Below are 26799 nucleotides of genomic sequence, written 5' to 3'. Positions count from 1 at the left end.
CGGCTCATGACCACAAAGACCACGAGCGCCCGGCTCGCCGCCGGCCCCCGCAAGGGGCCCCGGCGGCGGCCGTCCGCCTCCTCCGCGACGCAGGTCGGCCGCCCAGGCTTCGCCTGGGCGCTCCCCGCCGCAGTGTTCTTCGCCCTCTTCGCGATCGTCCCGCTGATCATGGTGGCGGTGCTGTCCTTCATGAGCTGGGACGGGCTCAGCTCGCCCGAGTTCGTCGGCACGGACAACTGGTCGCGCCTGATGGACGACCCGGTGATGTTCCAGAGCATCTGGCTGACCCTGCTGCTGACCGTGCTCGGCGTGGTCATCCAGACCCCGCTGAGCATTCTGCTCGGCGTCTGGGCCGCCGGACACCAGCGCAACCGGGCCGTGCTGTCCGTCATCTACTTCATCCCGCTGCTGCTGTCCGCCACCGCCGTCTCCGTGCTCTGGCGGGCGCTGCTCGACCCCAACTTCGGCATCCCCGCCGAGGCCACCTGGCTGTTCGGCGACGGCAACCTCTTCGGTGAACAGGCCACCGCCATCGGGGTGCTCGCGTTCGTCAGCACCTGGCAGTTCACCCCGTTCCACACGCTGATCTACCAGGGCGCCGCCCGCGCGATCCCCCACGTGCTCTACCAGGCCGCGGAGATCGACGGGGCGGGCCGCTACCGGCAGTTCTTCCACATCACCCTGCCGCAGCTGCGCAACGCGATGATCACCTCGATGATCCTGATGATCGTCGGCGGCCTGACCACCTTCGAGACGGTCCTCATCCTGACCCAGGGCGGACCCGGTACCGACACCACCATCAGCGCCTACTACATGTACGACAAGGCGTTCAAGAGCTTCGACTACGGCACCGGCTCCGCGATCGCCCTGGCCCTGGTCGTCGCGGCCACGATCATCTCGCTGATCGTCGTCCGGGTCTCCGGCTACGACAAGATGCGCAGCACCATGGAGGGTTCGTCATGAGGCGCCGTCCCCACTACCTGGCCGGCGCCGGCTCGCTCCTCTGGCTCTTCGTCGTCGGCCTGCCGCTGTACGTGCTGCTCGCCGCGACGCTGCGCACCCGCCAGGACTACGCCGAGAACGGCCCGGTCTCGATCCCGGACAGCTTCACCCTGGACAACTACACCGGCGCCTTCGCATCCGGCTTCGACCAGTACTTCTTCAACACGCTCGTCGTCACCGCCTGTGTGATCGGCATCGTGCTGCTGCTGGTCCCGCCGCTCGCCTACGCGATCGTCCGCAGCCGCGGCCGCACCACGTCGGCGATCTTCCGGCTGTTCCTGCTCGGCCTGGCCATCCCCGCCCAGGCCGTCATCGTGCCGATGTTCTACCTGATCAGCGAAGCCGGGCTGTACGACAACCTGCTGGGTGTCATCCTGCCCACGGCCGCGTTCTGCCTGCCCATGTCGGCGCTGATCCTCAGCGGCGCCATGCGCGACATCTCCCCGGAGCTGTACGAGGCCATGGCCATGGACGGCGCCACCCCGCGGCGCATGTTCTTCCAGCTCGTGCTGCCGCTGTCCAGGGGCGGACTGTCCACCATCGTGGTCTTCTCCGCCCTCCAGGCCTGGAACGGCTTCCTGTTCCCGCTCGTCCTGACCCAGTCCGACTCCTCCAAGGTCGTCACCCTGGGTCTGTACAACTTCCAGACCGAACACGGCATCGACATCCCCGGCCTGCTGGGAGCCGTGGTGCTGTCCATGGTGCCCATCCTGCTCGTCTACCTGTTCGCCCGTCGTGCCCTGGTCCAGGGCCTGATGGGTGTCGGAGGAAAGTGACTGCCGACGTGGCCGTAGAGACCACCCCCGAAATCCCCCTGTGGAACGACCCCGACCTCCCCGTCGCCGCCCGAGTCGACGCACTCGTCGGCGCGATGACCCTGCACGAGAAGATCGCCCAGCTGTACGGCGTATGGGTCGGTGCGTCCGCCAACGGCGGCGAAGTGGCCCCGCACCAGCACGACATGGAGGAGGCCGTCGACCTCGACGCCCTTCTGCCCGCCGGACTGGGCCAGTTGACCCGCCCCTTCGGCACCGCACCCGTCGACCCGGCGCTCGGCGCGCTCTCCCTGCTGCGCACCCAGTCCCGCATCGCCTCCGCGAACCGCTTCGGCATCCCCGCCGTCGCGCACGAGGAGTGCCTGGCCGGCTTCGCCGCCTGGGGCGCCACCGCCTACCCCGTCCCGCTGTCCTGGGGTGCCACCTTCGACCCGGACGCGGTGCGCCGGATGGCCGGCGCCATCGGCCGCGACATGCGCTCCGTCGGCATCCACCAGGGCCTCGCCCCCGTCCTCGACGTGGTCCGCGACGCCCGCTGGGGCCGGGTCGAGGAGACCATCGGCGAGGACCCCTACCTCGTCGGCACCATCGGCACCGCATACGTCCGGGGCCTGGAGTCCGCCGGGATCGTCGCCACCCTCAAGCACTTCGTCGGTTACTCGGCCTCCCGCGCCGGACGCAACCTCGCACCCTCGCCCATGGGCGCCCGCGAACGGGCCGACGTCCTGCTCCCGCCCTTCGAGATGGCGATCCGCGAGGGCGGCGCCCGCTCGGTCATGCACTCCTACACGGACACCGACGGCATCCCCGCCGCCGCCGACGAGAGCCTGCTGACCGGACTGCTCCGCGACACCTGGGGCTTCGACGGCACCGTCGTCGCCGACTACTTCGGCATCGCCTTCCTCAAGACCCTGCACGGCATCGCCGGCGACTGGGCACAGGCCGCGGGCGCCGCGCTGAAGGCCGGCGTCGACATCGAACTGCCCACCGTCAAGACGTTCGGCGCACCGCTCGCCGAAGCCGTCGCCGACGGTCGCGTCCCGGAGGAGGTCATCGACCGCGCCCTGCGCCGCGTCCTCTCCCAGAAGGCGGTGCTCGGCCTGCTCGACCCGGACTGGAACCCGGTCCCGCCCGCCCTCGACGGCGCCGACCCGGACGACCCCGACGCCCTGCGCGGCACGATCGACCTGGACGGTCCCGAGAACCGCGAACTGGCCCGCGAGATCGCCGAGAAGGCCGTCGTCCTCCTCACCAACGACGGCACCCTGCCCCTCACCCGGCCCCGCCGCATCGCCCTGGTCGGCCCCAACGCCGCCGAGGGCACCGCCGTACTGGGCTGCTACTCCTTCCCCCAGCACGTGGGCGTGCAGCACCCGGACGTCCCGGTCGGGATCGACCTGCCCACCCTGCACGACGCCCTGACCGCCGAGTTCCCCGACGCCGACATCACGGCCGCCCGCGGCACCGGCGTCGACGACGGCGACCTCTCCGGGATCGGCGCGGCGGTGGACGCGGCGCGGGACGCGGATATCGTCATCGCCGTACTCGGCGACCGCGCGGGCCTGTTCGGCCGCGGCACCAGCGGCGAGGGCTGCGACGCGGAGTCCCTCGCCCTGCCCGGCGCCCAGCAGCACCTGCTCGACGCACTGCTCGACTCCGGCACACCGGTGGTGACCGTCCTGCTCGCCGGGCGGCCGTACGCGCTCGGCCGCGCCGTCACCGAGTCCGCGGCGATCGTGCAGTCCTTCTTCCCCGGAGTCGCCGGAACGCAGGCGATCGCCGGGGTGCTGAGCGGCCGCACCCACCCCTCCGGACGCCTCCCGGTCAGCGTGCCGCGCGGCCCCGGATCCCAGCCGACCACCTACCTCGGCGCCCGCCTCGCCCAGCTCAGCGAGGTGTCCAACATCGACCCGACCCCGGCCTTCGGCTTCGGACACGGCCTGACGTACACGAGTTTCGCCTGGAGCGACCTCACCGTGGACGCGGGTGAGGCCCCGACGGACGGCGAGTTCACCCTCGCCCTCACCGTCCGCAACACCGGTGGGCGCTCCGGCACGGAGGTCGTCCAGCTCTATCTGCACGACCCGGTCGCCTCCGTCGTCCAGCCGGTGCAACGCCTCGTCGGCTACACCCGGGTCGAGCTGGAGCCGGGCGAGTCCCGCCGGGTCCGCGTCACGGTCCCCGCCGACGTGGCCTCCTTCACCGGCCGCGCCGACCACCGCATCGTCGAACCGGGCACCCTCGAACTCCGCCTGGCCGCCTCCAGCACCGACGCCCGCCTGACGGCGCCAGTCACCCTGACCGGCCCGGAACGCCGCGTCGACCACACCCGCCGCTTCCACGCGGCCTTCACGCAGGAGCCGGCGAGGCAGGGCTGAACCGAACCCGGAACCGACTCCGGCCGGCCCGGACTGCGTGTGCGGTCCGGGCCGGCCGCATGCCGGCCGTACTTCCGGGAAAGCGGGTCAGATCCGGCCCCGCCCCAGATCCGCGACGAACCCGGACCATGCGCTCCGCGCGAACGCGAGCTGGGGCCCACAGCGTTCCTTGGAATCCCGGACGTGTATGACGGCCGTGTCGGGGGCGACTTCGAGGCACTCGCCGCCCTCGTCGCCGCTGTAGCTGCTCTTCAACCAGACCAATGGTGCGGGCAGTTCGGTGTTCATAGGTCTCCCAGCATCTTCTCGATCAGGCGCAGGGATTCGCGTGGGGTGAGCGCCTGCCCTCGGATGCTGCCATGTTTCGCGGCCAGGATGCGTACCTCTTCCTGGTCAGTGATGAGACGGCTGATGTGCTGGACCTCCAGATAGGCCACCTGCGGTTTGCCCTTCGGGGTGAGCAGTGTGAACGGCCCGCCCATGCCTGCGTGTTCCTCGCTCGCGGCCGGCATCACCTGGATCTCCACGTGACGCATGCGCCCTGCCCGCAACAGTTGTTCCAGTTGTCCGCGCTGTACATCTCGCCCGCCGAAGGGATGCCGCAGAATGCTCTCCTGAATGGTGGCGCTCACGGTCGGTGGCGGCCACCGTGTCATCAGCTCCTGCCGATCCATCCTCGCGGTGACACGCTGCTCGATGGTCTCCTCGTCGAAGAACGGCTGTCGGCTGGCGAAGACGGCGCGGGCGTAGTCCGGGGTCTGGAACAAGCCGGGTACCGCCTGGTTGGCGAAGTAGCGCAGCTCCACGGCTTCCGCCTCCAGTCGGGCGTAGTCCCGGAACCACTCCGGATGCCGCACCCGGCGCCGTGTCTTCGCCCGCTCCACATCCTCCGCCGCGGAGGCCAACAAGCCCCCGCACTCCAGCGACTGGTCCACCGCGACCAGCAGTTCCGGCTGAGGAGTCCGCCGTGCCCGCTCGACCGAGGAGATCGTCTCCTCCCCGTACCCGATCCGGTCGCCCAGCTCCTTCTGGCTCAGTCCGGCCCGCTCCCGGGCGACCTTGATCTGCCGCCCGAGGGCCCGGAACAGGTCCGCGACCTCGTCGGTGCCGTCCGTTTCGCCACCCGTGGGAACACCCGTACCCGGCTGCGCTGTCATGCCGCACCACCACCTTGCTTCTCGTACTGGGGACGAACCGGCGAAGCCCCGGCCAGGTCATGGCCGTACGCCCGTACATCGCACCGTCCGCGCCGGGACAGTCACTCTGCGTACCGTCCGGACTGCTGCACACGGTAGGACGGTTCGGTCACCCTCGGTGATGTGAATCAGGAAACTGTCACCGCACCTGGTGAACCGACCGTCGTCACGAGCCACTTCCACACCATGTTTCCCAGCACGGCGCGGGGTGCACACGACGCCCGCCATGCCGCTGAGCGCTGGCTCGCCACGCAGCAGGGATGGCCGGAAGCCGCCACCGCCGAAGACGACAGCGCGGCCACGGCATCCCTTCTCATCGCGGAACTGACCGCCAACGCGGCCCGGCACGGCCGGGTGCAGGGCAGGAACTCACGCCTCGCCCTCACCCTGACACCCGCCACCCTGCGCATCGAGGTCACCGACGCGCGGGGCGAACGCCTGCCCGCGCCGACACTGGACGCGGACGCCGACGGTGAGTCCGGCCGCGGCCTGCTCCTCGTCACCTCGCTCGCCGACGCTTGGGGCTGCGAGCCCCACCACCCGGGCGGCAAGACGGTGTGGGCGGAGTGCACCAGGAGGACCGCCAAGACAGGGCGATAGGCGGCGGGTCCGGCAGCAGATGCTGCCGGACCCACGTGCGGGATGGTTCCGCCTACTTCAGGTAGGGGCCGTCGACTCCGATCTTGCCGGTGCCGTTCAGTACGTACACCCGCAGGTTGCCCTTGCCTGGCGCGGTGACGGAGAGGGTGCCGTTGGACACGGTCCTCGTGTCACCGGTGACCGCGTCCCGGTACGTGCCGTTGGGCACGCCGGTGAAGGTGGCGGCGCCCGAGACGGTGACGAGGGCGAAGCTGTCCGTGCCTCCGCTGGTGTAGTGGCGCTTGAAGGCCATGTCACCGCTGATGCCGTTGGTGGAGTACTGGCCCATCTGGAGGGCGGGGACGGCCCGGCGGATCTGGTTCAGGCGCTGTACGTGCTTGGCCAGGGGCTGTTGCAACGTCGTGGCGACGATGCCGGTGGCCGAGTCGACCTTGGAGAAGTCGGAGGCCTTCACGGTGCCGGCGACATGGTCGCCGAAGTACGCGCGGCCGGTCGTGGCCAGGGGGCAAGTCGGGCCGCAGTCGATCTTCTTGCCCTTCTGGAACTCGATCTCCGAGCCGTAGTAGAGGGTGGGGATGCCGCGGAAGGTCCACATCAGGGACATGTTCTCCGCCCAGGCGTCGGTGCCGCCCGTGTAGCGTTCGCTGCTCTTGTTGGGGCCGTAGTCGTGGCTGTCGACGTAGACGACGTTGTAGGTGGCGTCGTGGTAACTGTCGTCGGAGTCCTTGCCGTTGTGGAAGGCGTTGCTCGCGTCCCCGAAGTTCATGTGCATGCGCATGTCGATGACGTTCATGCCGGAGAAGCGGCTGCGGTCGGGGGCGTGGTAGGCGTTGCCGTCCAGGAAGGCGTTGGTGGAGGTCGGCTGGTTCCCCGTGCCCTGCTGCTGCTCGTAGTCGTACATCTCCAGGGCGGCCTGCCCGTCGTCGGCGCTGTACTCCTTGCGTTCCTTCCAGGTGAAGAACTGCGCGGAGTGGTTGACCGAGCCGCGGTTCCACTTGTCGTTGACGAAGGCGGCGACCTCGCCGAAGACGAAGAAGTTCTTCGCGGCCTCGGCACCGTGCTGCTGGGTGACGCGCTCCTGGATCGCGGGCAGGAAGCGGCGGTTCCAGGTGGTGCGCGGGATGTGGACGGCCGTGTCGACGCGGAAGCCGTCGACGCCCATGTCGATGTACTTGTTGTAGGCGCCGATCAGGTAGTTCTGCACCTGCGCCTTCTCGGTGTCGAAGTCGGCGAGGTCCTCGTGCAGCCAGCACGAACGGGAGTCCTCACCCTCCCAGTTGCCGATCCAGCACTGGTGGTAGTACGCCTTAGGGAACATGCCCGAAGTGGAACTCGGCCACTGGCAGTTGTAGATGGTGTAGCCCTCGGGGCTCTTGGCGCCGGTGGGCTTGCCCCAGTTGACGCAGGTGTTGCCGGACGGCTCGGCGGTGGACCAGAGGTCGCCGTTGTAGTACGACTTGCCGCTCTTGGGGTCGACGGTCAGACCGTCGTACTCGAAGCCGGGCTGCTTCTCGTCGTAGTACCAGCTCCACTGGGAGTCGCGCACACCGTAGACGGTCGGGGTGAACAGGCCCTTGGCGCCCCAGCGGGAGGAGTGGTTGTAGACGACGTCCTGGTAGATCTTCATGTCTTTGGCGTGGGCCGCGTCGATGAGGTCCTGGTAGGAGGCGCCGGCAGACTCCAGGCGCGGGTCGACCCGGTAGAAGTCCCAGCCGTGGTAGCCGTGGTAGTCGTAGTCCGAGCGGTTGAGGACCACCGGGGTGATCCACACGGCGGAGAAGCCGAGTCCCTTGATGTAGTCGAGCTTGTCGACCAGGCCCTTGAAGTCGCCCCGGAACATGGGGTCGTCGTTGGCCGCGTTGCCGGACTTCTCGTGCTGGCCGCCGCCGCGGTTGTTGGAGCCGTCGCCGTCGTTGAAGCGGGCGGTGAGGACGAAGTAGATCGGGTCCTTGCGCGGGTCGGTGCCCAGCGGCTTGCCGGCGGCGGGCGTCGGCGGCTTCGTGCCGGTGGTCGCCGTCGCGGCGGCCGAGGCCGCGGAGACGTTGCCGGCGGCGTCCACGGCCCGGACGGTGTAGGCGTAGGTGGTCTTCTCCTCCAGGCTCGTGTCGGAGAAGACGGTGGAGCGGACGTCGGTCACGACCTCGCCCTTGGTTCCGCCGGTGCGGGTGACCTGGTACGCGGTGACGCCCGTGTCGTCGGTGGACGGCTCCCAGGTCACCACGACGGACACGCCGTCCGCCCGGGCGGTCACCCCGGCCGGAGCGGTCGGAGCCTGTGTGTCGGGCACCTCGTCGGCGCACGGGTCGTCGGCGTCCTCGGTGACCGTGTTGTCGGTGACGGTGGTGACGCCGGCGGGCAGGGTGTAGTCGGCGCCCTTGTTGTTGTCCCACACGCCGTTGCCGTTGTTGAACGCGGCCTTCATCGAGGCGGCCGTGCCCAGGTCGATGTCCTTCTTCCACCAGCCCGCGCACGCGGCCCGCATACCGACGCCCGGCACGGTGGTCCATGAACCGCCCGCCGGCCGGTAGTGGATGTTGGCGGTGGTCCAGCCGAGGGTCCGGGTGGAGTAGTAGACGGTGGCCTGGTTGCCGTCTCCCGGCGTGGGACCGGGGTCCTCGCCGTCGGCGCAGGGGTCGGAGTGGGCGATCACGCCGTCCTTGACCGTGATGTTCCCCGTGCCGAGGGCGTAGTTCCTGCCGGAGTTGTTGTCCCAGGTGCCCGAGCCGTTGTTGAAGGTGGCCTGCAGTCCTTCCGCGGTCCCCAGGGTGACGGTCTTCTTCACCCAGTCGGTGCAGGCGGCCTCCATCGCCACGCCGGGGACCGTGGTCCAGGAGCCGCCGTCGGGCGCGTAGTGCAGGTGGTGGCGGTCCCAGTTCTTCGTCTTCGTGTAGTAGAAGACGGTTGCCGTGTTGTCGGCCGTGGCTGCGGCGGGGGCGGTCCTGGGGGAGGGGGTGGCCGAAGGGAGGGAAACCAGCCCCAGTACGGCGCCGATGGCCACGGCTGCGGCCAGTGCTCGTCCGGGCAGCCGCGTACGTGTGCGTCTCATGCGTGCCTCCAGCGAGGGCGGGGGACGGGGCACAGGCGGTTCGGGCACCCCGGACGGTGAAAGTACGAACGGAAAATTGCAGAAAACTCTTACGGCAGCGGCAAGTTACCGGCACGGAACAGCACCGTAAAGGGGCCTCGCTTCAACTTTTCTGCCGCGCGACCACTGAACGCGTCCGCCACGCAGCCTGCTGGCGCCACGTCATGGACTGCGGACAGGCGGGGCGTCGAAAGGGTTGACCGTAGTTGAATGCTGCCCTTGCGGTCACGACCGCAACATCTTGCAGTCATCTTTCTGCAACATATTGCAAGAGCGGGCCGACTTCCCAGCCATCCGTCGGCCGTCACCCGGGGTACCCGCATCCTCACACGGGAGACTCCATGCGCCGGAGCACCAGCAGAGCCCGTAGAAGCACCGCCGTGGCGCTCGCCCTCAAGCTCGACCCGGCCGCCTGCCCGGTGTGGAAACTGGACGTGGAACTCCCCGAAGGCGCCTCCTTCGAGTACAAGGACCTCCGCAAGGACAAGTCGGGGAACGTGGCCTGGGAGAGCGGCGCCAACCGCACCGCGACCGCCACCTCCGCGAAGACCAGCCTCAACGACACCTGGCGCAACTGACGTTCCCCATCTCTCGCCACACCCCCCGTGTCCGGGGAGGCGAGGTGGCCGGTGGCGGGCCGGAGTGTGCCGGGCCCGCCACCGGCAGGGCGGTCGTGACAAGAGCCGGAGCGTCACGGCCTCGGGCGCGGTGAGTCAGGCCCGGTCCCGCCCCAGACCCGCGACGAACCCGGACCATGCGCTCCGCGCGAAGGCAAGGCGGGGGCCGCCGCGCTCCTGCGAGAGGTTGTGAGAACGGAGATCAGGAGCAAACCGGACACGGTCCGGTGGAGGTCCTTGATCTCTCAGGGCCACTCATTTCTGCGAACGCGCAACGTGACCACCTTCCCTTACTGCGACCGGTCAAAAATTGACGCTCGCCGTTGTGGTTCCCAGGCTGGTATGGGGGTCGGCGAAAGGGACCATGGTCGTGAGTGGTGGGCAGAGTGAACTTCCCCGGCTGCTGACGGCAGCGGAGACGGCCGCGCCGGTGGAGGCCGTCGACGTGGTCGCCGAGGACCTGCGGCGGCGTCTCGAGGCCACGAATGTCTCCTTCCTTATCGTGGACCTGACAGGGAAAGCGGTGGCGCGGCTGTCCACCACCGATGCCGTGGAGGGTGGGCGGGAAGCGGAGCGGATCCCCATGTTCGGCAGTGTCTACGAGCAGGTGATCCGTACCCAGCGGCTGTACCAGGAGGAGACCGGCCGGGGACAGCGGGTGATCGTGCCGGTCACCAACCGGGGGGATGCCATCGGGCTGCTGGAACTGCTCCTTCCGGCCGCCCCCGGTGAGGACGTCCTCGAAGCAGTCGGGGAAGCCGCCCACGTCCTGGCCTATATCGTGATCGCCAACGGGCGCTTCACCGACTTCTACATCTGGGGCAAACGCTCCAGGCCCCCTACCTTGGCAGCAGAGATCCAGTACCAGCTGCTGCCCCCGTCACTGTCCTGCGAGGCCGCACAGTTCACCCTGTGCGGGAGCCTGGAGCCCTCCGAGAACCTCAGCGGCGACACCTTCGACTACACCCTGGACCGCGACACCCTGCACGTGTCGGTGACCGACCCCATGGGCCACGACATCGACGCCGCGCTGGCCGCCACGGTCCTGGTGGGCGCCCTGCGCGGCGCCCGCCGTGCAGGAGAAGGCCTGGCCCGCCAGGCCCACCTGGCCGACCAGGCCCTGGCCGACCACGGCCATGGTCATGCCACCGGGCAACTGCTGCGCATCGACCTGCACACCGGGCAGGCCCGGCTCGTCAACGCCGGCCATCCCTGGCCACTGCGCATGCGTGAGGGGGCCGCGGAGGCGATCACCTGCGAAGTGGACCATCCCTTCGGGCTGTCCGTGCTCGCGCCCCACCCCTACCGGGTTCAGGACATCGACCTGCGCCCCGGTGACCGTCTGCTCATGCTGACCGACGGCATGCTCGAACGTCATGGGGAGAAGGTCGACCTGCCCGCTCTGCTGGAGCACGCCCGGGACCTGCACCCGCGGGAGGCCGCGCTGATGCTGACGTCCGCGGTACGGGACGCAGCCGGCGGCCGGCTCGCAGACGATGCCACCGTGATGTGCCTGGACTGGCACGGCCCTCAGAAGACCCAGCGGCTCGTCAGCTCCGGCGCGGACACCCGAATGGCCTCAGCCGGCCGCACGAAGCAGTAGCCGTGACCAGGGCGCTTTCCTGGACGGCGGATTTTCGGTTCAGGCGGACGGTGAGTAGCTCTCGCTCGTCGGGGCATCGCTTCCGAGCGCCGTGAAGTCGACGTCCAGGGCGTTGTGGAAGATGACCGGGTTCGTGAGCAGAGCATTGAATTTCATCGCCTTCTCCTGCTCAACCGGGTCGTTGTCCGCGCTGACCCCGCCGTTGCCGGCCCCGATCCACTGGCAGAACCGGTTGAACGACTCCACTTTGTTCGTCGCCGCCGTCACCCGTCGGCGCAGCGGGGCGTCCGAGAGGTAGCGCAGCGGTCGCACGGTGCGGATCACGCGGCCGACCTCGCGGAAAGCGGTGCAGGTGGCGTTCTTCCGCGAGCCCGAGCGCAGGCGCTTCAGCAGCGTGGAGGAGGAGATCGCCCTCTCCCGTACGTCGCCTCGTTCAGCAGCACGATCGAGAAGTGCCGGTTCGCCACGTACGGCAGCTCGTGCCCGCTCACGCCGGGAATGTGGCGGGCGGCCTCGTGCGGGCCCGTGTCGGTGCCCTTTTCGGGTGGGGGCCGTCGGTTCCGATCTTGCCGGTGCCGTTCAGGACGTAGACGCACAGGTTGCCTCGCCGGGCTCGTTCCTTGCTTCCGATCACCGCGCGGGACGGGGACGCCGCGGAGTGAGCCGTGTGGCGGACTGCCGGGTGCGCGGTGAGACTGGGAGGGAGCGGCGTCTGGAGATGGGTGGGTCATGCGCACCGTCGAGGAAACGATCGAGGTCACGGTCCCGGTACGGACCGCGTACGACGCGTGGACGCAGTTCAAGAGCTTTCCCCGGTTCATGGCCGGGGTGCGGCGGGTCGACCAGATCAGGCCGGCCGTCACCCGATGGGTCGTCGGCGCCGGACCCGTGCGCCGTGAGGTCGGGATCGAGATCGTGGAGCAGGTGCCCGACTCACATCTGACCTGGCGCACTCTCGAGCGGCGGCCCTCCCACCGCGGCGAGGTGTCGTTCCGGAGCACCGCGGCGGGCACGACGGAGATCACCGTGCGGGTGCGGACCGAGGCGCACGGCGCCGCCGGTGTGCTCGCCGCCGTCCCCGGGGTGGCCCGCCGGGTGGTGCGGTCCGGGCTCCGGCAGTTCAAGACGTACATCGAGGGGATGGGGGACGCGGGCGGGGCCTGGCGCGGGATCATCCGCGACGGACGTGTACAGCCCATGGAACCGAAACCGCCCAGAAGCCGGGTGCCCTGCTGGCCCGTCGGCTGAATCCACCGACCCCACTGAACCCACGGGTGGGAACAGTGCACTGCGAGAGGCAAGCCGATGAAGAAGCCCCCCGGCGAAGAACCGAAGGACGCGCTCACCGTGACCCCGCCCCAGAAGTGGGCCGCGGGGGTCCCCGCGGTGCGGCACGCCCTGGAGTACTCCCTGGAGCAGACGTCCCCCGGACGCGTCGGCGAGACGCTGCTGACCATGAACCAGGTCGACGGCATCGACTGCCCCGGCTGCGCCTGGGCCGACCCCGCCCCGGGCAAACGGCACCGCAACGAGTACTGCGAGAACGGTGCCAAACACATCACCGACGAGGCGACGGGACGGCGGATCACCGCCGACTTCTTCCGCACCCACCCGGTCTCCGAACTGGGCCGGCGCTCCGACATGTGGCTCAACCAGCAGGGCCGGCTCACCGAACCGATGGTCAAACGGCCGGGATCCGACACCTACGAGCCGATCAGCTGGCATGACGCCCTCGGCCTGCTCGCCGAGGAGCTGACCGCGCTCGACTCCCCCGACGAGGCCGTCTTCTACACCTCGGGCCGGGCCAGCAACGAGGCCGCCTTCCTCTACCAGCTCTTCGCCCGGGCGTTCGGCACCAACAACCTGCCCGACTGCAGCAACCTGTGCCACGAGTCCAGCGGCTTCGCCCTGCACGAGACGCTGGGCACCGGCAAGGGGACGGTCAGCCTCGACGACCTCCACCACACCGACCTGATCTTCCTGGTGGGCCAGAACCCCGGCAGCAACCACCCGCGCATGCTGTCCGCACTCGAGGAGGCCAAACACAACGGTGCCCGCATCATCGCGGTGAACCCGCTCCCGGAAACCGGACTGAGGCGGTTCAAGAACCCGCAGAAAGCACGCGGGGTCGTCGGCCCCGGAACCCAGATCGCCGACCGCTTCCTGCACATCCGCCTCGGCGGCGACATGGCCCTGTTCCAAGGCCTGAACCGACTGCTGCTGGAGGCCGAGGACGCCCGGCCGGGGCAGGTGCTGGACCACGACTTCATCCGCACCCACACCACCGGCTTCGACGAGTTCGCCGCACATGTGCGCGCCGTCGACTGGCAGGACGTCGCCGCCGCGACCGGACTGACGCGCGAGGAGATCGAGCAGGTCCGGGACGAGGTGCTGCGCAGCCGGCGCGTCATCGTCTGCTGGGCCATGGGCATCACCCAGCACAAGCACGCCGTCCCCACCATCCGCGAGTTCGTGAACTTCCTGATGCTGCGCGGGAACCTGGGCAGGGCGGGCACCGGCGCCTGCCCGGTCCGGGGGCACAGCAACGTGCAGGGCGACCGCACCGTGGGCATCTGGGAGCAGATGCCGGACTCGTTCCTCGACGCGCTCCAGCGGGAGTTCGGCTTCGACCCGCCGCGCGCCCACGGACTGGACTCCGTGGACTCGATCAGGGCGATGCGCGAAGGCCGCATCAAGGTCTTCCTCGGCCTGGCCGGCAACTTCGTCCGGGCCGCCCCGGACAGCGCGGTCACCGAGGACGCCCTGCGCAGGTGCCGGCTGACCGCCCAGATCTCGACCAAACTCAACAGGTCGCACACCGTGTGCGGCGACACCGCGCTGATCCTGCCGACCCTCGGCCGCACCGAACGGGACGTCCAGGCCGACGGGGAACAGTTCGTCACCGTCGAGAACTCGATGAGCGAGGTGCACACCTCCCGGGGCCGTCTGAGGCCGGCCTCCCCCCTGCTGCTCAGCGAGGTCGCCATCCTGTGCCGGCTCGCCCGCCGCACCCTCGGCGACCGCGTCGACGTCCCCTGGGAGCGGTTCGAGGCGGACTACGGGACCATCCGTGACCGGATCTCCCGCATCGTGCCGGGACTGCACGACTACAACCGGCGCGTGGTCCGGCCCGGCGGCATCCAACTGCCGAACCCGGTCAACGAGGGCGTGTTCCACACCGCCACCGGCACGGCCCTGTTCACCCGCAACACCGGGGAGGCGCCGGGCGTCCCCGCAGGGCACCTGCTGCTGCAGACCCTGCGCTCGCACGACCAGTGGAACACCGTTCCCTACAGCACCGACGACCGCTACCGGGGCATCCACGGAAGCCGCCGGGTGGTCCTGGTCAACCCGGGCGACCTGGCGGAACTCGGCCTGACCGAGGGACAGTGGGTGGACCTGGTCGGCGTGTGGACGGACGACACCGAGCGCCGCGCCGAGGGGTTCAAGGTGGTCCCGTACCCGAGCGCACGGGGCTGTGCCGCCGCGTACTACCCGGAGACCCAGGTCCTGGTGCCGCTCGACAGCGTCGCCGAGTTCAGCAACCAGCCGGCGTCGAAGGCCGTCCTCGTCCGCCTGGAACCCACCACGGCGTTCACGTGACGGCGAACCGGTCGAGTGCCGCGACCGTCAGCGCGGCGATCGCCGGGCGCAGGGCGCTGCCGATGTGCGGGGCGAAGTGCGGGGAGTGGTTCGGGGCCGGCGGTGGTGCGGCGTCCGGGGCACCGGACGCGGCCCCGTCGGACGTGATCCCGTCGGACGTGGTCCGGTGCCAGGCGTCCGGGTCCGCCACGCCCAGCATCCAGTAGACCAGCGGGATTCCGCGCTCCCCGTGGATCGCGGCTCCGGCGTCCCCGAACAGGGGGAAGTCCTCCGTGGCCATCGATCCCGGCCAGGACAGCACCCGCGCGGGCCCCAGGAGCCCCGTGTGGGCCCGCCGTACCGAACCGGTGGTGTGCGGGTCGCACAGCAGGGCCGCCGAGCGGGAGGCGACGGTCACCTCGGGTTCCCGGGGCGCGCCCGCCGCGGCGCTCTCGGCGCGCACGATGCGGCGCACCGCGGCCAGCGCCCGGTCCAGGGACGCCTCGCCGGCCGCGCGGACCGCGATGCCGAGCACGGCGTGGTCCGGTATGACGTTGGCGGCCGTTCCGGCCCGCACGGTTCCCACGGTCAGCGTCACCTGGTCGGCGGGTGCGGTCTCACGGGCGACGACGTTCTGGAGCCGGGTGACGACGGCTGCCGCGGTGACGACCGGATCCACCGCCAGGTGCGGGGTGGCGACGTGACCGCCGCGTCCGTGCAGCACCACGTCGAGCACCGCGCCGGCCGCCGCCATCGGTACCCGGTCCGCCGCGTGCGCGACGGTTCCGGAGGGCATCGGCGCGGCATGCTGGGCGAGGACGACATCGGGTCTGCCGAACCGTTCGTACAGGCCGTCGCGGAGCATGGCCCCGGCCCCGGTCAGCGTCTCCTCGGCCGGCTGCCCCACCACCAGCAGGGTGCCCCGCCACCGGTCGGACAGCCGGGCGAGCAGGTCCGCGGCACCGGCCGCCGCGGCCAGGTGCAGGTCGTGGCCGCACGCGTGCATGGCGTCGTCGCGGCTGGCGTACGGCAGCCCGGTCCGCTCGCGCATCGGGAGCGCGTCCAGCTCCGCCCGCAGCCAGACGCGGGGACCGTCCCCGTTGCGGAGCACCCCGACGACGCCGTGGCCGCCCACCTCGTGGGTGAGCTCGCAGCCGGCCGCCGCGAGGCGCCGGCCGAAGCGGTCCGCGGTACGGGCCTCGGCTCCGGACACCTCCGGGTGCGCGTGCAGGTCCAGGTAGTGCGTGAGGGCGGGCTTCAGCACCTCCCCGACGCGGGTGAGGAGGTGCTCGGCGCCCGGGGCGTGGTGGGACGGTGAGGTCATGGGCGTGCTCCGGGAAACGGCCGGGCCTCCGCCGCGGTGCGGGGAGGCCCGGGAGGCGGGCTCAGGGGAAGGGGTGCGGGGCCCGGCGGATCTCCGCGTCGGTGAGGTCGCGGTCCCGGTGCCCGCCGCGCCGCAGCGCGGTGCGCAGCCGGGGCATCAGCAGGGCCCGCTGCCGGTTCCAGCCGAAGTCGATCGGCAGCAGCCCCGGCACCACCGTGCTCACCGTCCGCAGCCCCATCCGTTCCTGCTCGGGCGAGGTCTGGTCGACGACGATGACGTCGTGGCCCGCCCGCACCAGTTCGTCCCGGACCACGGCGACGTCGTCGCGCAGGTCGCCGGTGCGGGGGCGGCCGTGGCTCTCCCAGTCCCGGTACACCTCGTCGAAGGGGCGGGCCTCGGACGGCTCCAGATAGCTTTGCGCATACGCGGCCATGCGGGGCAGCCCGTAGAGCTGGGGGTGGTCCTTCAGATGACGCACCAGGAAGAAGTCGTCGGCCATGGCCTCCAGTTCGTCGCGGCGTTCGGCGGTCTGCCGGGCCAGGTGCGGGATGTAGCTCAGTACCTCGGACAGCGCCCCCTCGACCGCGGACCTCGGGTCCAGTGAGGCCGCGGCCGCGAAGGACAGGGTGCCCGGACCCCCGTCCCGGCGGACGCCGACCACGGTGACGGCCGGGATCGCCAGGTCGATCCGGTTGTCGAAGGCGTGGACGTCGTAGCCCTGCAGGGCGGCCCGCTCGGCCATGGCGACCGCCGTGGGACCGCCGACCGTCTCCAGGTCGATGCGGGGCAGCCGGGCCGCGCCGTACCAGCCGTTCAGGAAGGAGTCCCGCTCGACGAGTTCGAGGAGGCCGCCCAGGACGGCCTCCTCCAGGCACCCGCCGATGGCACAGCCGTTGGAGCACTCGAAGACGAAGTTGTCGTCGGCCAGCGGGATGCTGTAGTAGACCAGCCGTGACGGCACCAGGACGGCGCGCTCGTCCCGCAGCGACCAGCCCCACTCCCAGGGAATGGGCCGGCCCGGGTCGAAGGGCTCGACCGAGGGGTCGTCCCGGTAGGTCTCCGGGCTGTACAGGCCGCACACCGCCGGGTCGATCGCGTCGGATCCCAGCTCGTCGTACGAACCGACCACCGGTGCCGAGCCGCCGCGCCGGTGAGTTCCCGCGTACCGTTCCAGACCCTCGAGGAACGCGAGCCGGCGACTGGTGGCGAAGGAGTTCTCCTGCCCGCTCCAGGTGACGTCGTGGAGCCCCGCGTACCCCCGTACGAACGCGCTGCCGGCCACCGGGGCGGTGGTGGACGAGGTGACGTCCGTCCAGGTCCCGGCGCCCAGGGCGCCGCACACCGGGTTGGCCAGGGCGTCCGTGGGCAGCGGGTACGCGAAGGCCGAGCGCAGCCGGTAGGCGCCGGGATCCGGCTTGGGACGCGGAGCGAGGGTGAGCGGCTCGACCTCGTCCGCCGCCCGGGGCCGGACGCGGGGACCGCAGTGGGGGCACATCGGGTCGGCGAGCAGCGGATACGTCCTGACCGTCAGGTGCGTCAGATCCAGCCGGGTCACCTGGGGCAGGGCGCGGTCCGCGGGGTGCTCGGCGGGAGGCACCGGGCGCGGCCCGTGCAGCAGGGCCTCGCACAGCGCGGCCACGGTGTCGTGGACGTGGCCGGTGAGCAGCGGCCAGGCGCCGGCCGGGCGGGGCCCGTCGCCGCCGCCGGTCTCCAGGGCGTTGCGCTCACTGCGGCTGCGCAGCCGCTGCCACCGCAGGGCGAGGCAGCGGCCGCAGGCGGGAGCCTCGCCGTCGCCTCCCCAGGGGCCGAGCAGGATCGCCGAGGCGCTGACGTGCACCAGCGCCGTCGGACGCTGTGCGGCCCACGGGTCCCGGGCCCCGGCGTCCCCGCCGCCCGCACCCACGGCACCGACCGGCACGACCCGTGGGGCGTCGGCGCCGAAGTGGCCCTCCAGGAACGCCTGGAGGGTGCCGCGGGCCTGCTCCATCGGATGCGGAAGCGGACGGGTCGCGGTGGTCATGAGGTCTTCGTCCAGCGGAAGGCGCGCGCCGCGATCGCCCCGAAGACGACGGCGAACGCGACGAGTCCGAGAGACCCCAGACCGATGTCGGAGAGGTCGCCGCGGCCGATCAGGGCGGCCGACACCGCGTCGTTGAGATAGCGCAGCGGCATGACCAGCGAGATCTTCTGCAGCCAGTCCGGCATGGCGTCCAGCGGGAAGAACGACCCGGACAGGAAGGCCATCGGCAGCATCAGGAAGTTGGCGATGCCGGCGACCGACTCCGGGGTGTCGGCGATGCTGCCGACGATCACCCCGAGCAACAGGAAGGTGGTGATGCCGAGGGCCATGACGGGGATCAGCAGGGGCCACCGGGACGCGGGCACCAGGTCGAACCCGGGGAGCATCGCCACCCCGACGAACAGGAGCGACTGGACGAGTCCCACGCCCAGGGCCAGGACGTAGCGGGAGCCGATGACGGAGGACAGCGGGGCCGGCGACATGCGGATCATCCGCAGGATGTCGTCCGAGCGCCACTGCATCAGCGTGAACCCGATGCCGAAGACGGCGGCGTTGGCGACGCCCCAGGAGAGCACGCCGGCGGCGGTGTAGGAGAGGTAGGAGAAGCCGCTCTCCTCGACGGCCTGGCCCCGGAAGATGAGTCCGAAGACGACGAGGAAGATCAACGGGAAGGCGAAGGTGAAGAAGACGGTCGTCCTGTCCCGGACCTGGGCGCGGTAGCCCGCCGCGGTCAGCGCGGTGTAGGCGCTCATACCTGGTGCTCCTGGTTGTTCGAGGCGAGGGGGTTCTGAGGGTTCTGCCGGGTGGTGATGTCGAGGTAGACGTCCTCGAGGCTGGGGGTGCGGGTCTGCACACCGTCCAGACCGGTGACGGCGTCGAGGGCGGCGAGGACCTTGCCGGTGGCGCGGGTCTCCAGGACGAGGTGTCCGCCCTGCACGGTGACGGCGTCCACGCCGGGGAGGGACGCGGCCTTCCGCTCGTCGATCCGGCCGAGCGGCACCAGCATCCGGCTGGTGGCGCCGAAGGTGCTGATCAGGTGCTGCGGTTCGTCGGTGACGACGAGCCGGCCGGCCACCAGGATGCCGACGCGGTCGCAGAGCGCCTCCGCCTCGTCCAGGTGGTGGGTGGTGTACACGATGGTCCGGCCCTCCGCCTTGAGGTCCCGCAGGACCTCCCACAGGGCGCGCCGGCCCTCCGGGTCGAGCGAGGCGGTCGGCTCGTCCAGGAAGATCAGCTCGGGTCCGTGGACCAGCGCGGAGGCGATGGCGAGCCGCTGCCGCTGGCCGCCGGAGAGGTCGTCGACCCGGACGTCGTGCCGTCCGCCCAGGCCCACGATGTCCAGGGTGGCGTCGACGGCGGCGCGCTCCGCGCCGAACAGGGCCGCCACCGTCCGCAGGTGCTCGTGGACGGTCTGCCGCACGAAGAACGCCGACGACTGGGTCTGCACGCCCATGCGCGGCAGCAGAGCGGTGTTGCGCGGCCAGGGCGACTCACCGAACACCGTGACCGAGCCGGAGTCGGCCTTGCGCAGCCCTTCCATGATCTCCACCAGGGTGGACTTCCCGGCGCCGTTGGGACCGAGCAGCCCGAAGAACTCGCCGCGCCGGACGTCCAGACAGACCCCGTCGACGGCCCGCCGGTCGCCGTAGGTCTTGGTCACGTCACCGACCGAGACGGCCGGCCCGGCTCCGCGGTCCGCGGTGGGGGAGGGGGAGGTCATAGGGGTACCTCATTCATGAGTTGCGTGATCCTTCGGGGTGGGAACGTCATCGTGGGAACGTCATCGGAACAGCAGGAGGACGACGGCGGTGCCGGTTCCGGCCACCGCGAGCAGGACGAGAGCGGCGGCCGTGACGGCGTAGGAGGTGTAGAGACGGCGGGCGCGCCGCGGGTAGGCGGCGACGGCGTCCCGTCCCTGCCTGCGCAGGGTCAGGTAAGTCCCCGTCTCCGGGGCGAGGTTGGCGGCGCCCACGGTGTGGCCGAGCATGCGGTACCCGTCCAGCGGCGGCAGCGGGACCAGGTTGCTCAGGGCCTGCACGACACCGACGAAGAGCATCCCGGTGAGCACCGGGCGGCCCGGGTCGGCCGGGTCCAGCAGCGCCCGCCACAGCGCGAAGGGCAGCAGGAGCACCAGGTTGACGTACGCGCCCGCCGCGGCGACCACCAGCTTCGCCCGCAGACCGGGCAGGAACAGGTAGTTGTCGACCGTGCAGTACATCATCATGGCCGGAAACCGCCAGCGCAGCCCGATCTCGGTGACCACACCGCCGTAGTGCCGGGCGGCGATCCCGTGGGCGAGTTCGTGCAGGCAGATGCTGAACCAGAGGAAGACCGCGAACGGGATCAGCACCAGCGGACGGGTCAGCAGCTCCCACGTCCCGTCGAGGGCGGCCACCGGATCCGCGAGCACGGCGACGACCAGCACCAGCACTGCGGCCACCAGGGGCAGTTGGGCCCAGGGGCGGAGCAGCGGACGCAGCAGCCGGTGGAGGCGTCCGGTGGTGCCGTGCGCGTCGGCGACGGTCCGCCGGCTGCCCTTCCAGAAGGTGCCGGTGCGGGCCGGGCGCGGCTCGGGCGGTGCGGGGTCCGGGGACCCGGCGAGCAGCCCGCGGGTGCCGAGCAGACCGAGCAGCCGGGTCCACTGCTCCTCGGGGAGCCGGAGGCGGAACCGGGCCGCGTACTCGGCCACGACGTCGTCGACGTTCCGGGTCCCGTCGAGCCGGCTGATGACGAAGTGCTCCTTGGGGCCCACCTCGAACGCGGCACCGCTGACCGGGTGCTTGATGAGGTGGACGGTACGCGGACCGCGCAGCAGGGGCGGACCGACCAGCACGCCCGGCCGCAGCGCGGGGCGGTACGCGCGGGCGGCCGAGGCGCGGTCGGTGGGCGATGGTCCGGTGGCGCTCATGAGACCGCCTGCCGTCCGTCGGCCGGCTCGCGCAGCACCCGGCCCAGGATGAAGGCCAGGTACGCCTCGTCCCGGATCGTCACGTGCAGCCGGTTGTTGGTCATGTGCATGTACGGGGAGAGCAGGCGGGGCAGCACCGCCGGCACATGGGTGACGGTCACCAGAGGAGCCGCGTCGGGGTCCTCGGCACGTTCCTGGCCGGTGTCCTCGCGGGCCGGGCCGTCCCAGGCCGGGAAGGCGAGTTCGCCGCGCCCGGTGAGGTCCACCACGCGCTCGCGCAGCTCCAGGCAGTGTTCGGCCCAGCGGCGCAGGAACGCCGGCAGCCGGGACAGGTCGCCGCTCGCCACGGCCTGCCTGATCTGCGTGAACCGGGCGCCGAGGGACGGCGCCATGTGCTCGTAGGTGCGCTCGTACTCGGTGGACCCGATGAAGTCGGTACCGGGGAACAGCCGGTGCCAGAAGGCGTAGTAGGAGTCGAGGTAGTCCGCGAGCCGTTCCTCCTCGGGCAGGAAGCAGCTCGCCATCACCATCATCAGCTGGGCGGAGGTGCCGAGCAGCACCGTCCGCAGGTGCAGGTTCATGCTCCGGTACGCCTCCAGGACCAGGTCGCTGGAGTGGCGGAAGTGCCATTCGGCGAGGTCCACCCCGGCCGGTCCGCCGTACTTGGCGTACTCGGGGGCGTAGACCTCGTAGGAGAAGGAGTTGTTCGGCCTGAGGTTCATCAGGCCGTCCGGACCCATGTACCTGGCCCGGTCCTCGCCGGGGAACTCGATGTCGAAGAGGGAGTTGTAGAAGTCCTTGAGGAAGCCGGAGTCGACCTCGTAGAGGGCGGGGCGGGCCTTCAGGAAGCCGTCGACCGCCTCCTCGGTGCGGCGGCGCACCTCGGCCTCGGCGTCGGGGCCGCTCGGGCGCAGGCGCAGCCTGATGTGCGGCCCCTCCAGCCAGTAGTTGATGAAGAAGTAGCCGGACAGCAGCCCGTCCTCGGTGAGCCGGTCGACCAGCGGGCGGACGCAGTTCACCAGCAGCGGCTGGGGGTTGGCGGCGTAGAAGACGTGCAGGGCCAGCCAGGGCGAGGGGCCGGTGCCCTCGGGGTCCGGACGGAAGGCCGCGGGTTCGGTCAGTTCGGGCATGACGGGGTGGCCTCCGGTTCGGACTGCGGCAGTCGGCGGGTGGTGAAGGTCTCCACGGCGAGCTCGGCCACATGCCGGCCGCGGCGGGAGGTGAGGTGGAGCCCGTCCTCGGCGGGGAGCATCTCCCGGAAGGTCACCCGGGTGCCCGGCCTGCGCTCCACCAGGGCCTCGAACGCGGACAGGGAGAGCGGGCTGTCGAAGTCGACGTGGACGGGCTTGGCCCCGATCGGTCCCTGGTCGGTGTGGGAGACCGTGGCGAAGCAGCGGTCGGGCAGGCCGTGGACGCGCTGCCAGCGCCGGTACTCCAGGTAGTGCTCCTCCTCCCCGGCCCCGGGGCGGCGGGCCGGCAGGCACTCGGCATCCGCGGTCCAGCTGCGCCGGCCGACCACCACGTCTTTGTGCCTGACCCGGGGCCGGCGGGTGACCCCGTTCTCGGCCTCGCCCTCGGGCACCCCCGCCCACACGTCGAAGGGGGCCATGGTGCTGGGGGAGAGGAGCAGCAGGGTGCGCGGGATCTCGGGGAGCGCGATCGGCACGAGGTAGCCGAGATAGACCGGCACGACCTCACGGCCGAGGCGGCGGGAGCGCAGGACCAGACGGCCGGCCCGCTCGTCGTGCTGGATGTAGAGGTCGTCGAGGTGGATCCGGGCGTCCTCGGGCACCGTGCTGGTCTCACCCGGGCAGACGATCTGGTGGTCGGTCAGCCGGCCGTGCAGGTTCAGGTTGCTGCTGACCGGCCCCCCGGTGACCTCCGCGAACACGGCGCCCGGTGGCCGGCGGGCCGCCATCTCCTCGCGCAGGGTGTCGGAGAAGCCGGGTGCCGCCGGGTCCGTGTCCGCTGTGGCGCCGTCGTGGAGGTGGGTGAACCGGCTGAAGGGGAAGGCCAGTCCGCCGTAGGACTTGTTGAGGACGACCAGAGGCCGGCCGCCGGGCGGACGGGACAACTGGATGTGATGGCTCTGCGGTGTGAAGTCGCGGGTGAGCGGGGCGAGTTCATCTGCGGTCCCGGAGAGCAGCCGGTCCGGCAGTTCGATCTCCTCGGCGTCGGCGTCGGCCACCGTGCCGTGCCGCCGCCACAGGTCCTTCATGCCCTCGTGGAAGTGGCGCCGGGCCCGGTCCAGGGCCTTCATCTCGCTCTGCCCGAGCCAGTTCTCCTCGGGCAGATAGGTGCCGTTCTCGTCGTAGGAGGCGCGTCGGGAGGTGAAGGAGACGTACTGGTCGAAGAAGTCCTCGTGGAAGTCGTGGACCAGGCCGAGCAGGTCGTCGCAGCGGCCGCCGCGGCCGTAGCGGGCGGTGAAGAAGCCCAGCAGGGTGATGCGTTGGGGCAGGGTCAGGTCGAAGAGCGGCAGGATGCCCTCGACGGCTTGCAGGGCCCGGCCGGTCTCCCCACCCAGTACGGCGGGCCCGCAGGTCAGGTCGCCGCCGGTGTCGACGTCCTCGTACACCAGGGTCTGCGGGAGGGCCGGCTCGGCCGCCCCCAGTTCCCGCTGCGCGTCGAGCAGGTGACCGCGCAGGGTGCTCAGCAGCGTACGGCGTTTCCCGACGCCGGCCCCGGGGTAGCGGGCGAGGCAGTCGGCCGGGCCGTCCAGCAGGCGGGCCAGCCGGTCGGCCCAGGGCACCCCGAGGGAACGCAGGGCGTCCTGGTAGGAGCGGAGCGGGTCCTGACCGTGCACGTCCGCGCGGAGCACCGGCACCTGCACCATGCCGAGGTCCAGGAGGGCCGACGCGTACCGTTCGCACTCCTCGCGTCCGGCGTCGTGCCCGGTCTCCAGCCAGGCCACCAGGTCCCGGTGGCGCACCGGCACGTCCTGGGCGCCGAGCCATTCCAGGAGCCGTTCCAGGGTGCCGCTGCTGCGCAGGTAGAACAGCCGGTCGCGGACCGCGTCGAAGGTGACGGCGGCGCTGTCGTCGCCCGCGGTCATCACATGGCGTACGTAGCGGATGCGGTCGGCGTCGCGCCCCCAGCCCGGGGAGAGGACCACCGGCAGGTCCTGGCGGCGGCCGGGGTCGGCCGTGATCAGTTCGGTCAGCCGGGCCAGCGCCACCACGTTGAGCCGTACGTGGCTCACCCAGTCCTCGCCGGTGCGCAGCGCGGCCCCGCCGTCCGACGGGCCGCCGGTGAAGGTGCCGAGGCCGATACCGGTGAAGGTGCTGAAGGGGCTGGTCTTGCAGGCCGTGCGGTACAGGTAGGTCAGCGCGGAACGCTCGATCTTGCGCAGCCGGTTGCCGGGCCGCGGGCTGGTGTCGCGCAGGTAGGCGTCCAGCCGGCCGTCGAGGGCGGGCGAGGCGAGCAGCAGGCCGAGGCGCAGCCGGTCGTCGGTCAGGACCTCGCGCAACACCCGCCGGTTCTCCTGGAGTTCACCGGCGAGCAGGTCCGCTCCGGTGGCCCGCAGCTCCTCGAGGCGGGCCCGGTCGTGCAGCCACCGGGCGGTGCGCCGGCCGGTCTCGGGATCCTGCTCCGTCACCAGCTGGACGGCGGCCTCGGTGTCGGCGGGCAGCCGGTTGTTGAAGACCTGCCGGCGCAGGTTGAGCAGCCCGCGGCGCACGGCGGCGTCGCCCGGGTCCTCCTCGGGGCCGGTGGTCGACTTGACCAGGGCGTGCAGCAGGTCGCTGAGAGCCGCCCCGGCGGCGGTCAGCCGTTCCTCCTCGGCCAGCACGGCGTCGGCCCAGCGGCGGGTGCCGGGGCAGCGCAGGCCGTGCACCGTCTCGATGGGCAGGCCGGCCGCGCGGAGCATGAAGCGCCGGCCGAGCTCCCAGCGGGTGCCGGGCTCCGCGGCGGCGTCCGGCCCGGTGTCCGTGGGGGCGTCCGGCCCGGTGTCCGTGGGGACGGCCGCGTCGGTGTCCGTGGTGGCGCCTGCCGCTGTGGCCGTGGCGCCGGACTCTGTGGGTGTCATGGGCAATCCTCTGCGGCCGTCAGGCGATCTCGTGGCGGAAGTCGGCGGGCTGGGGCCGCTCGTGACCGAGGGCCATGATGAGCAGCGGGGCCTCGTCGCCGTCCGCCAGCCCGAGCCGCTCGACGAACGAGACGTTGTCGAAGCCCAGCGCCACACCGGCGCCCAGGCCCAGGGCGGAGGCCGCGACGTAGAAGCTCTGTGCGACGGCTCCGGCGGTGCCGACGGCGAGCCGGTAGCCGCGGTCGCCGAGGGCGTCCAGGACCGCGGTGGTGCGCACGGTGGGCACCAGGACCGCACCGGCCTGCTCCAGGTTGTAGTTGGCCAGGAAGTAGTTCTCCTGGAGGAAGGAGCCCTGGGGGCCCGGGACGACCGGGCACAGCTCGTCACGGTCGGGGTCGTACGCGTACGCCCCCTGCTCCACGCCCTCCACGTGGTTGACGAAGGCGTACAGCTTGGCGAGCCGGACCGCGCCGGACGGATCGGTGTCGCCGGCCGGCCGGGTTTCGGCACAGGCGGCGAGCACCGCCGACAGGTCCCCGATGCCGACCGGACGCCGGGCGTCGAACCTGCCGAAGCTGGAACGGCGGTCGCGCAGGGCGCGGCGGACGCCGGTGTCCGGGAAGACCGGCTCGGGCAGAGCCACGCGGGCGGCGTCGGTACCGGCGGGGGGAAGGGCCGCGGCGGCGGCCAGCGCCCCGGGGGCGGGCCGGTCGGCGGCGCCCTCCAGGGTGGCCGTGTGCATCTCGCTCAGCGCGGTGAAGTCCAGCAGGGTGCGCGAGCGTTCGACGTCCCGGTGCCGGACGGCCGGCCGGTGGCGCGGGTCCGTGCGGGGGACGGCCGGGCGGGCGGCGGCGTCCGGGCGGAGGGAGGCGTCCGGGCGGGGCGCCGGCCCGTCCCAGTGCAGCGGCACGACGGCGAACACCGTCTCCTCCTCGCCCGCCGTCCCGAGGAGTTCGTTCAGCCGGGGCTCGTCGAACCACAGCACGGGGGCGATCCGCAGGCCCCGGGCGGCGGCCCAGATCCGCCAGGTCTGCACGAGGGTGCCGACATCGGTGCTGACCACGTGGAACGAGAAGCTGTTGTACTTGAAGGAGTTCTGCCAGTACTTGACGCCGAGCAGCAGGTACTGGTCGGTCTCGAGGGCCTCGGCGGGCGCGTCCGCGCCGAGCGCGCCCCGGACCCTGTCCGTGACGTCGCCGGCCAGCAGCCGCTGCAGGGCGTGCCGGTGGATGTCGTAGTAGTGCAGACCCGGAGTGAGGGGGCCGGAGGGGCCGGACGCCCAGTGGATGCTCACCGGGTAGAGCCCGCCGCCGCCCGCGGTGCCGCGCGACCAGTTCGCGTGGGTGTAGTACGGCAGTCCGGGCAGGTCGGTGTTGGCCTGGATGCCGAGGCGGCGCCCGGTCAGCCCGTAGGAGTCCCGGAGCATCGCCGACAGCAGCGGGAGGCCGAACCCGGGCGAGGTGTCGGCGTCCCGGACCCGGGCGGTGCCGGGCAGCAGCCCCGGCGCGACCGGGACGTCGGCGAGGTCCTCGGTGCCGGGCAGGGCGAATGCCTCGGCGTCCGGGTAGTACTTGCCCTTGCGCGGGCCGTCGTCCCAGTTCACGACATGGTCGGTGGGCTCCATCGGGACGCGGCCGCGGTGCAGGACGGCGTGCGCGTACTCATGGGCGTACCCCATGGGATC

20 protein-coding genes are annotated in these 26799 nt (G+C 71.4%); 8 read left to right on the top strand and 12 right to left on the bottom strand.

Translation table 11 applies throughout. The annotated features are described in order from the left end of the window. The first annotated feature begins 6 nt into the window (after positions 1-6). Genes PYS65_RS00745 through PYS65_RS00735 form a run of 3 tightly spaced genes read left to right on the top strand, consistent with a single transcriptional unit; the run spans position 7 to position 4156 of the window. Complete coding sequence (locus PYS65_RS00745; protein WP_279331712.1) at positions 7-963, top strand: carbohydrate ABC transporter permease; 957 nt, start codon at positions 7-9, stop codon at positions 961-963. Then, complete coding sequence (locus tag PYS65_RS00740; RefSeq protein ID WP_279331711.1) at positions 960-1778, top strand: carbohydrate ABC transporter permease; 819 nt, start codon at positions 960-962, stop codon at positions 1776-1778. The genes PYS65_RS00745 and PYS65_RS00740 overlap by 4 nt, the downstream gene beginning before the upstream one ends. Beyond that, a complete protein-coding gene (locus PYS65_RS00735; protein ID WP_279331710.1) occupies positions 1775-4156 on the top strand; it encodes a beta-xylosidase/alpha-l-arabinosidase in 2382 nt (793 codons plus the stop codon). The genes PYS65_RS00740 and PYS65_RS00735 overlap by 4 nt, the downstream gene beginning before the upstream one ends. An 87-nt stretch (positions 4157-4243) precedes the next feature. On the opposite strand, the gene PYS65_RS00730 is transcribed toward PYS65_RS00735, so the two are convergent. Both PYS65_RS00730 and PYS65_RS00725 read right to left on the bottom strand, forming a co-directional pair. Next, a complete protein-coding gene (locus PYS65_RS00730) occupies positions 4244-4444 on the bottom strand; it encodes a DUF397 domain-containing protein (protein WP_279331709.1) in 201 nt (66 codons plus the stop codon). Continuing rightward, on the bottom strand, positions 4441-5313 hold the full coding sequence (locus PYS65_RS00725; protein ID WP_279331708.1) for a helix-turn-helix domain-containing protein: 873 nt from the start codon (positions 5311-5313) through the stop codon (positions 4441-4443). Before PYS65_RS00725 ends, PYS65_RS00730 begins: the two co-directional genes overlap by 4 nt. A 162-nt stretch (positions 5314-5475) precedes the next feature. Here PYS65_RS00725 and PYS65_RS00720 point away from each other — a divergent pair, with 162 nt between their 5' ends. After that, a complete protein-coding gene (locus tag PYS65_RS00720) occupies positions 5476-5952 on the top strand; it encodes an ATP-binding protein (protein WP_279331706.1) in 477 nt (158 codons plus the stop codon). A 52-nt stretch (positions 5953-6004) separates the two neighbouring features. On the opposite strand, the gene PYS65_RS00715 is transcribed toward PYS65_RS00720, so the two are convergent. Continuing rightward, on the bottom strand, positions 6005-8998 hold the full coding sequence (locus PYS65_RS00715) for a carbohydrate binding domain-containing protein (protein ID WP_279331704.1): 2994 nt from the start codon (positions 8996-8998) through the stop codon (positions 6005-6007). Positions 8999-9417: 419 nt separating this feature from the next. Between PYS65_RS00715 and PYS65_RS00710 the strand changes: the two genes are divergently transcribed. Then, positions 9418-9615, top strand: a complete 198-nt coding sequence (locus PYS65_RS00710; RefSeq protein WP_423836057.1) for a carbohydrate-binding module family 20 domain-containing protein — start codon at positions 9418-9420, stop codon at positions 9613-9615. Positions 9616-10018: 403 nt separating this feature from the next. Beyond that, a complete protein-coding gene (locus PYS65_RS00705) occupies positions 10019-11257 on the top strand; it encodes a PP2C family protein-serine/threonine phosphatase (protein ID WP_279331703.1) in 1239 nt (412 codons plus the stop codon). A 39-nt stretch (positions 11258-11296) separates the two neighbouring features. On the opposite strand, the gene PYS65_RS00700 is transcribed toward PYS65_RS00705, so the two are convergent. Next, positions 11297-11638, bottom strand: coding sequence for a Tn3 family transposase (locus tag PYS65_RS00700; RefSeq protein WP_279337808.1), 342 nt, complete (start codon positions 11636-11638; stop codon positions 11297-11299). Positions 11639-11986: 348 nt separating this feature from the next. Between PYS65_RS00700 and PYS65_RS00695 the strand changes: the two genes are divergently transcribed. Further along, a complete protein-coding gene (locus PYS65_RS00695; RefSeq protein WP_279331702.1) occupies positions 11987-12505 on the top strand; it encodes an SRPBCC family protein in 519 nt (172 codons plus the stop codon). 57 nt (positions 12506-12562) lie between these two features. Further along, the gene (locus PYS65_RS00690; RefSeq protein ID WP_279331701.1) at positions 12563-14860 is read left to right on the top strand and encodes an FdhF/YdeP family oxidoreductase; all 2298 of its coding nucleotides are present in this window, start codon (positions 12563-12565) and stop codon (positions 14858-14860) included. Here the strand turns inward: PYS65_RS00690 and PYS65_RS00685 are convergent. From PYS65_RS00685 to PYS65_RS00650, 8 genes are all read right to left on the bottom strand, one after another. Continuing rightward, positions 14853-16163, bottom strand: a complete 1311-nt coding sequence (locus PYS65_RS00685) for an amidohydrolase (protein WP_279331700.1) — start codon at positions 16161-16163, stop codon at positions 14853-14855. The genes PYS65_RS00690 and PYS65_RS00685 overlap by 8 nt on opposite strands. A 61-nt stretch (positions 16164-16224) precedes the next feature. After that, positions 16225-18183, bottom strand: coding sequence for a TOMM precursor leader peptide-binding protein (locus PYS65_RS00680; RefSeq protein ID WP_279331699.1), 1959 nt, complete (start codon positions 18181-18183; stop codon positions 16225-16227). Further along, positions 18180-18935: an ABC transporter permease gene (locus PYS65_RS00675; protein ID WP_279331698.1), complete on the bottom strand. Its 756-nt coding sequence runs from the start codon at positions 18933-18935 to the stop codon at positions 18180-18182. Before PYS65_RS00675 ends, PYS65_RS00680 begins: the two co-directional genes overlap by 4 nt. After that, complete coding sequence (locus tag PYS65_RS00670) at positions 18932-19903, bottom strand: ABC transporter ATP-binding protein (protein ID WP_279331696.1); 972 nt, start codon at positions 19901-19903, stop codon at positions 18932-18934. Before PYS65_RS00670 ends, PYS65_RS00675 begins: the two co-directional genes overlap by 4 nt. Positions 19904-19963: 60 nt before the next feature. After that, on the bottom strand, positions 19964-21091 hold the full coding sequence (locus PYS65_RS00665; RefSeq protein ID WP_279331695.1) for a peptidase M50: 1128 nt from the start codon (positions 21089-21091) through the stop codon (positions 19964-19966). Further along, entirely contained in the window at positions 21088-22221 is a 1134-nt protein-coding gene (locus PYS65_RS00660; RefSeq protein WP_279331693.1) for a lantibiotic dehydratase C-terminal domain-containing protein, read from the bottom strand. The genes PYS65_RS00665 and PYS65_RS00660 overlap by 4 nt, the downstream gene beginning before the upstream one ends. After that, positions 22209-25115 carry a lantibiotic dehydratase gene (locus tag PYS65_RS00655; RefSeq protein ID WP_279331692.1) on the bottom strand — a complete coding sequence of 969 codons (2907 nt, stop codon included), beginning with the start codon at positions 25113-25115 and terminating at the stop codon, positions 22209-22211. The genes PYS65_RS00660 and PYS65_RS00655 overlap by 13 nt, the downstream gene beginning before the upstream one ends. Positions 25116-25134: 19 nt before the next feature. After that, positions 25135-26793, bottom strand: a complete 1659-nt coding sequence (locus PYS65_RS00650) for a nitroreductase family protein (RefSeq protein WP_279331691.1) — start codon at positions 26791-26793, stop codon at positions 25135-25137. Positions 26794-26799 lie beyond the last annotated feature (6 nt).

It is taken from the genome of Streptomyces cathayae (genome assembly GCF_029760955.1).
GTDB lineage: Bacteria > Actinomycetota > Actinomycetes > Streptomycetales > Streptomycetaceae > Streptomyces > Streptomyces cathayae.
This window is presented reverse-complemented; position numbering and strand designations above follow the sequence as displayed.

Coding starts and splice junctions, on each gene's coding strand:
- PYS65_RS00660 (WP_279331693.1), bottom strand. CDS start 22,221: ATGCCCGAACTGACCGAACCCGCGGCCTTCCGTCCGGACCCCGAGGGC.
- PYS65_RS00690 (WP_279331701.1), top strand. CDS start 12,563: ATGAAGAAGCCCCCCGGCGAAGAACCGAAGGACGCGCTCACCGTGACC.
- PYS65_RS00665 (WP_279331695.1), bottom strand. CDS start 21,091: ATGAGCGCCACCGGACCATCGCCCACCGACCGCGCCTCGGCCGCCCGC.
- PYS65_RS00675 (WP_279331698.1), bottom strand. CDS start 18,935: ATGAGCGCCTACACCGCGCTGACCGCGGCGGGCTACCGCGCCCAGGTC.
- PYS65_RS00695 (WP_279331702.1), top strand. CDS start 11,987: ATGCGCACCGTCGAGGAAACGATCGAGGTCACGGTCCCGGTACGGACC.
- PYS65_RS00705 (WP_279331703.1), top strand. CDS start 10,019: ATGGTCGTGAGTGGTGGGCAGAGTGAACTTCCCCGGCTGCTGACGGCA.
- PYS65_RS00685 (WP_279331700.1), bottom strand. CDS start 16,163: ATGACCTCACCGTCCCACCACGCCCCGGGCGCCGAGCACCTCCTCACC.
- PYS65_RS00725 (WP_279331708.1), bottom strand. CDS start 5,313: ATGACAGCGCAGCCGGGTACGGGTGTTCCCACGGGTGGCGAAACGGAC.
- PYS65_RS00650 (WP_279331691.1), bottom strand. CDS start 26,793: ATGGGGTACGCCCATGAGTACGCGCACGCCGTCCTGCACCGCGGCCGC.
- PYS65_RS00745 (WP_279331712.1), top strand. CDS start 7: ATGACCACAAAGACCACGAGCGCCCGGCTCGCCGCCGGCCCCCGCAAG.
- PYS65_RS00670 (WP_279331696.1), bottom strand. CDS start 19,903: ATGACCTCCCCCTCCCCCACCGCGGACCGCGGAGCCGGGCCGGCCGTC.
- PYS65_RS00655 (WP_279331692.1), bottom strand. CDS start 25,115: ATGACACCCACAGAGTCCGGCGCCACGGCCACAGCGGCAGGCGCCACC.
- PYS65_RS00740 (WP_279331711.1), top strand. CDS start 960: ATGAGGCGCCGTCCCCACTACCTGGCCGGCGCCGGCTCGCTCCTCTGG.
- PYS65_RS00730 (WP_279331709.1), bottom strand. CDS start 4,444: ATGAACACCGAACTGCCCGCACCATTGGTCTGGTTGAAGAGCAGCTAC.
- PYS65_RS00715 (WP_279331704.1), bottom strand. CDS start 8,998: ATGAGACGCACACGTACGCGGCTGCCCGGACGAGCACTGGCCGCAGCC.
- PYS65_RS00680 (WP_279331699.1), bottom strand. CDS start 18,183: ATGACCACCGCGACCCGTCCGCTTCCGCATCCGATGGAGCAGGCCCGC.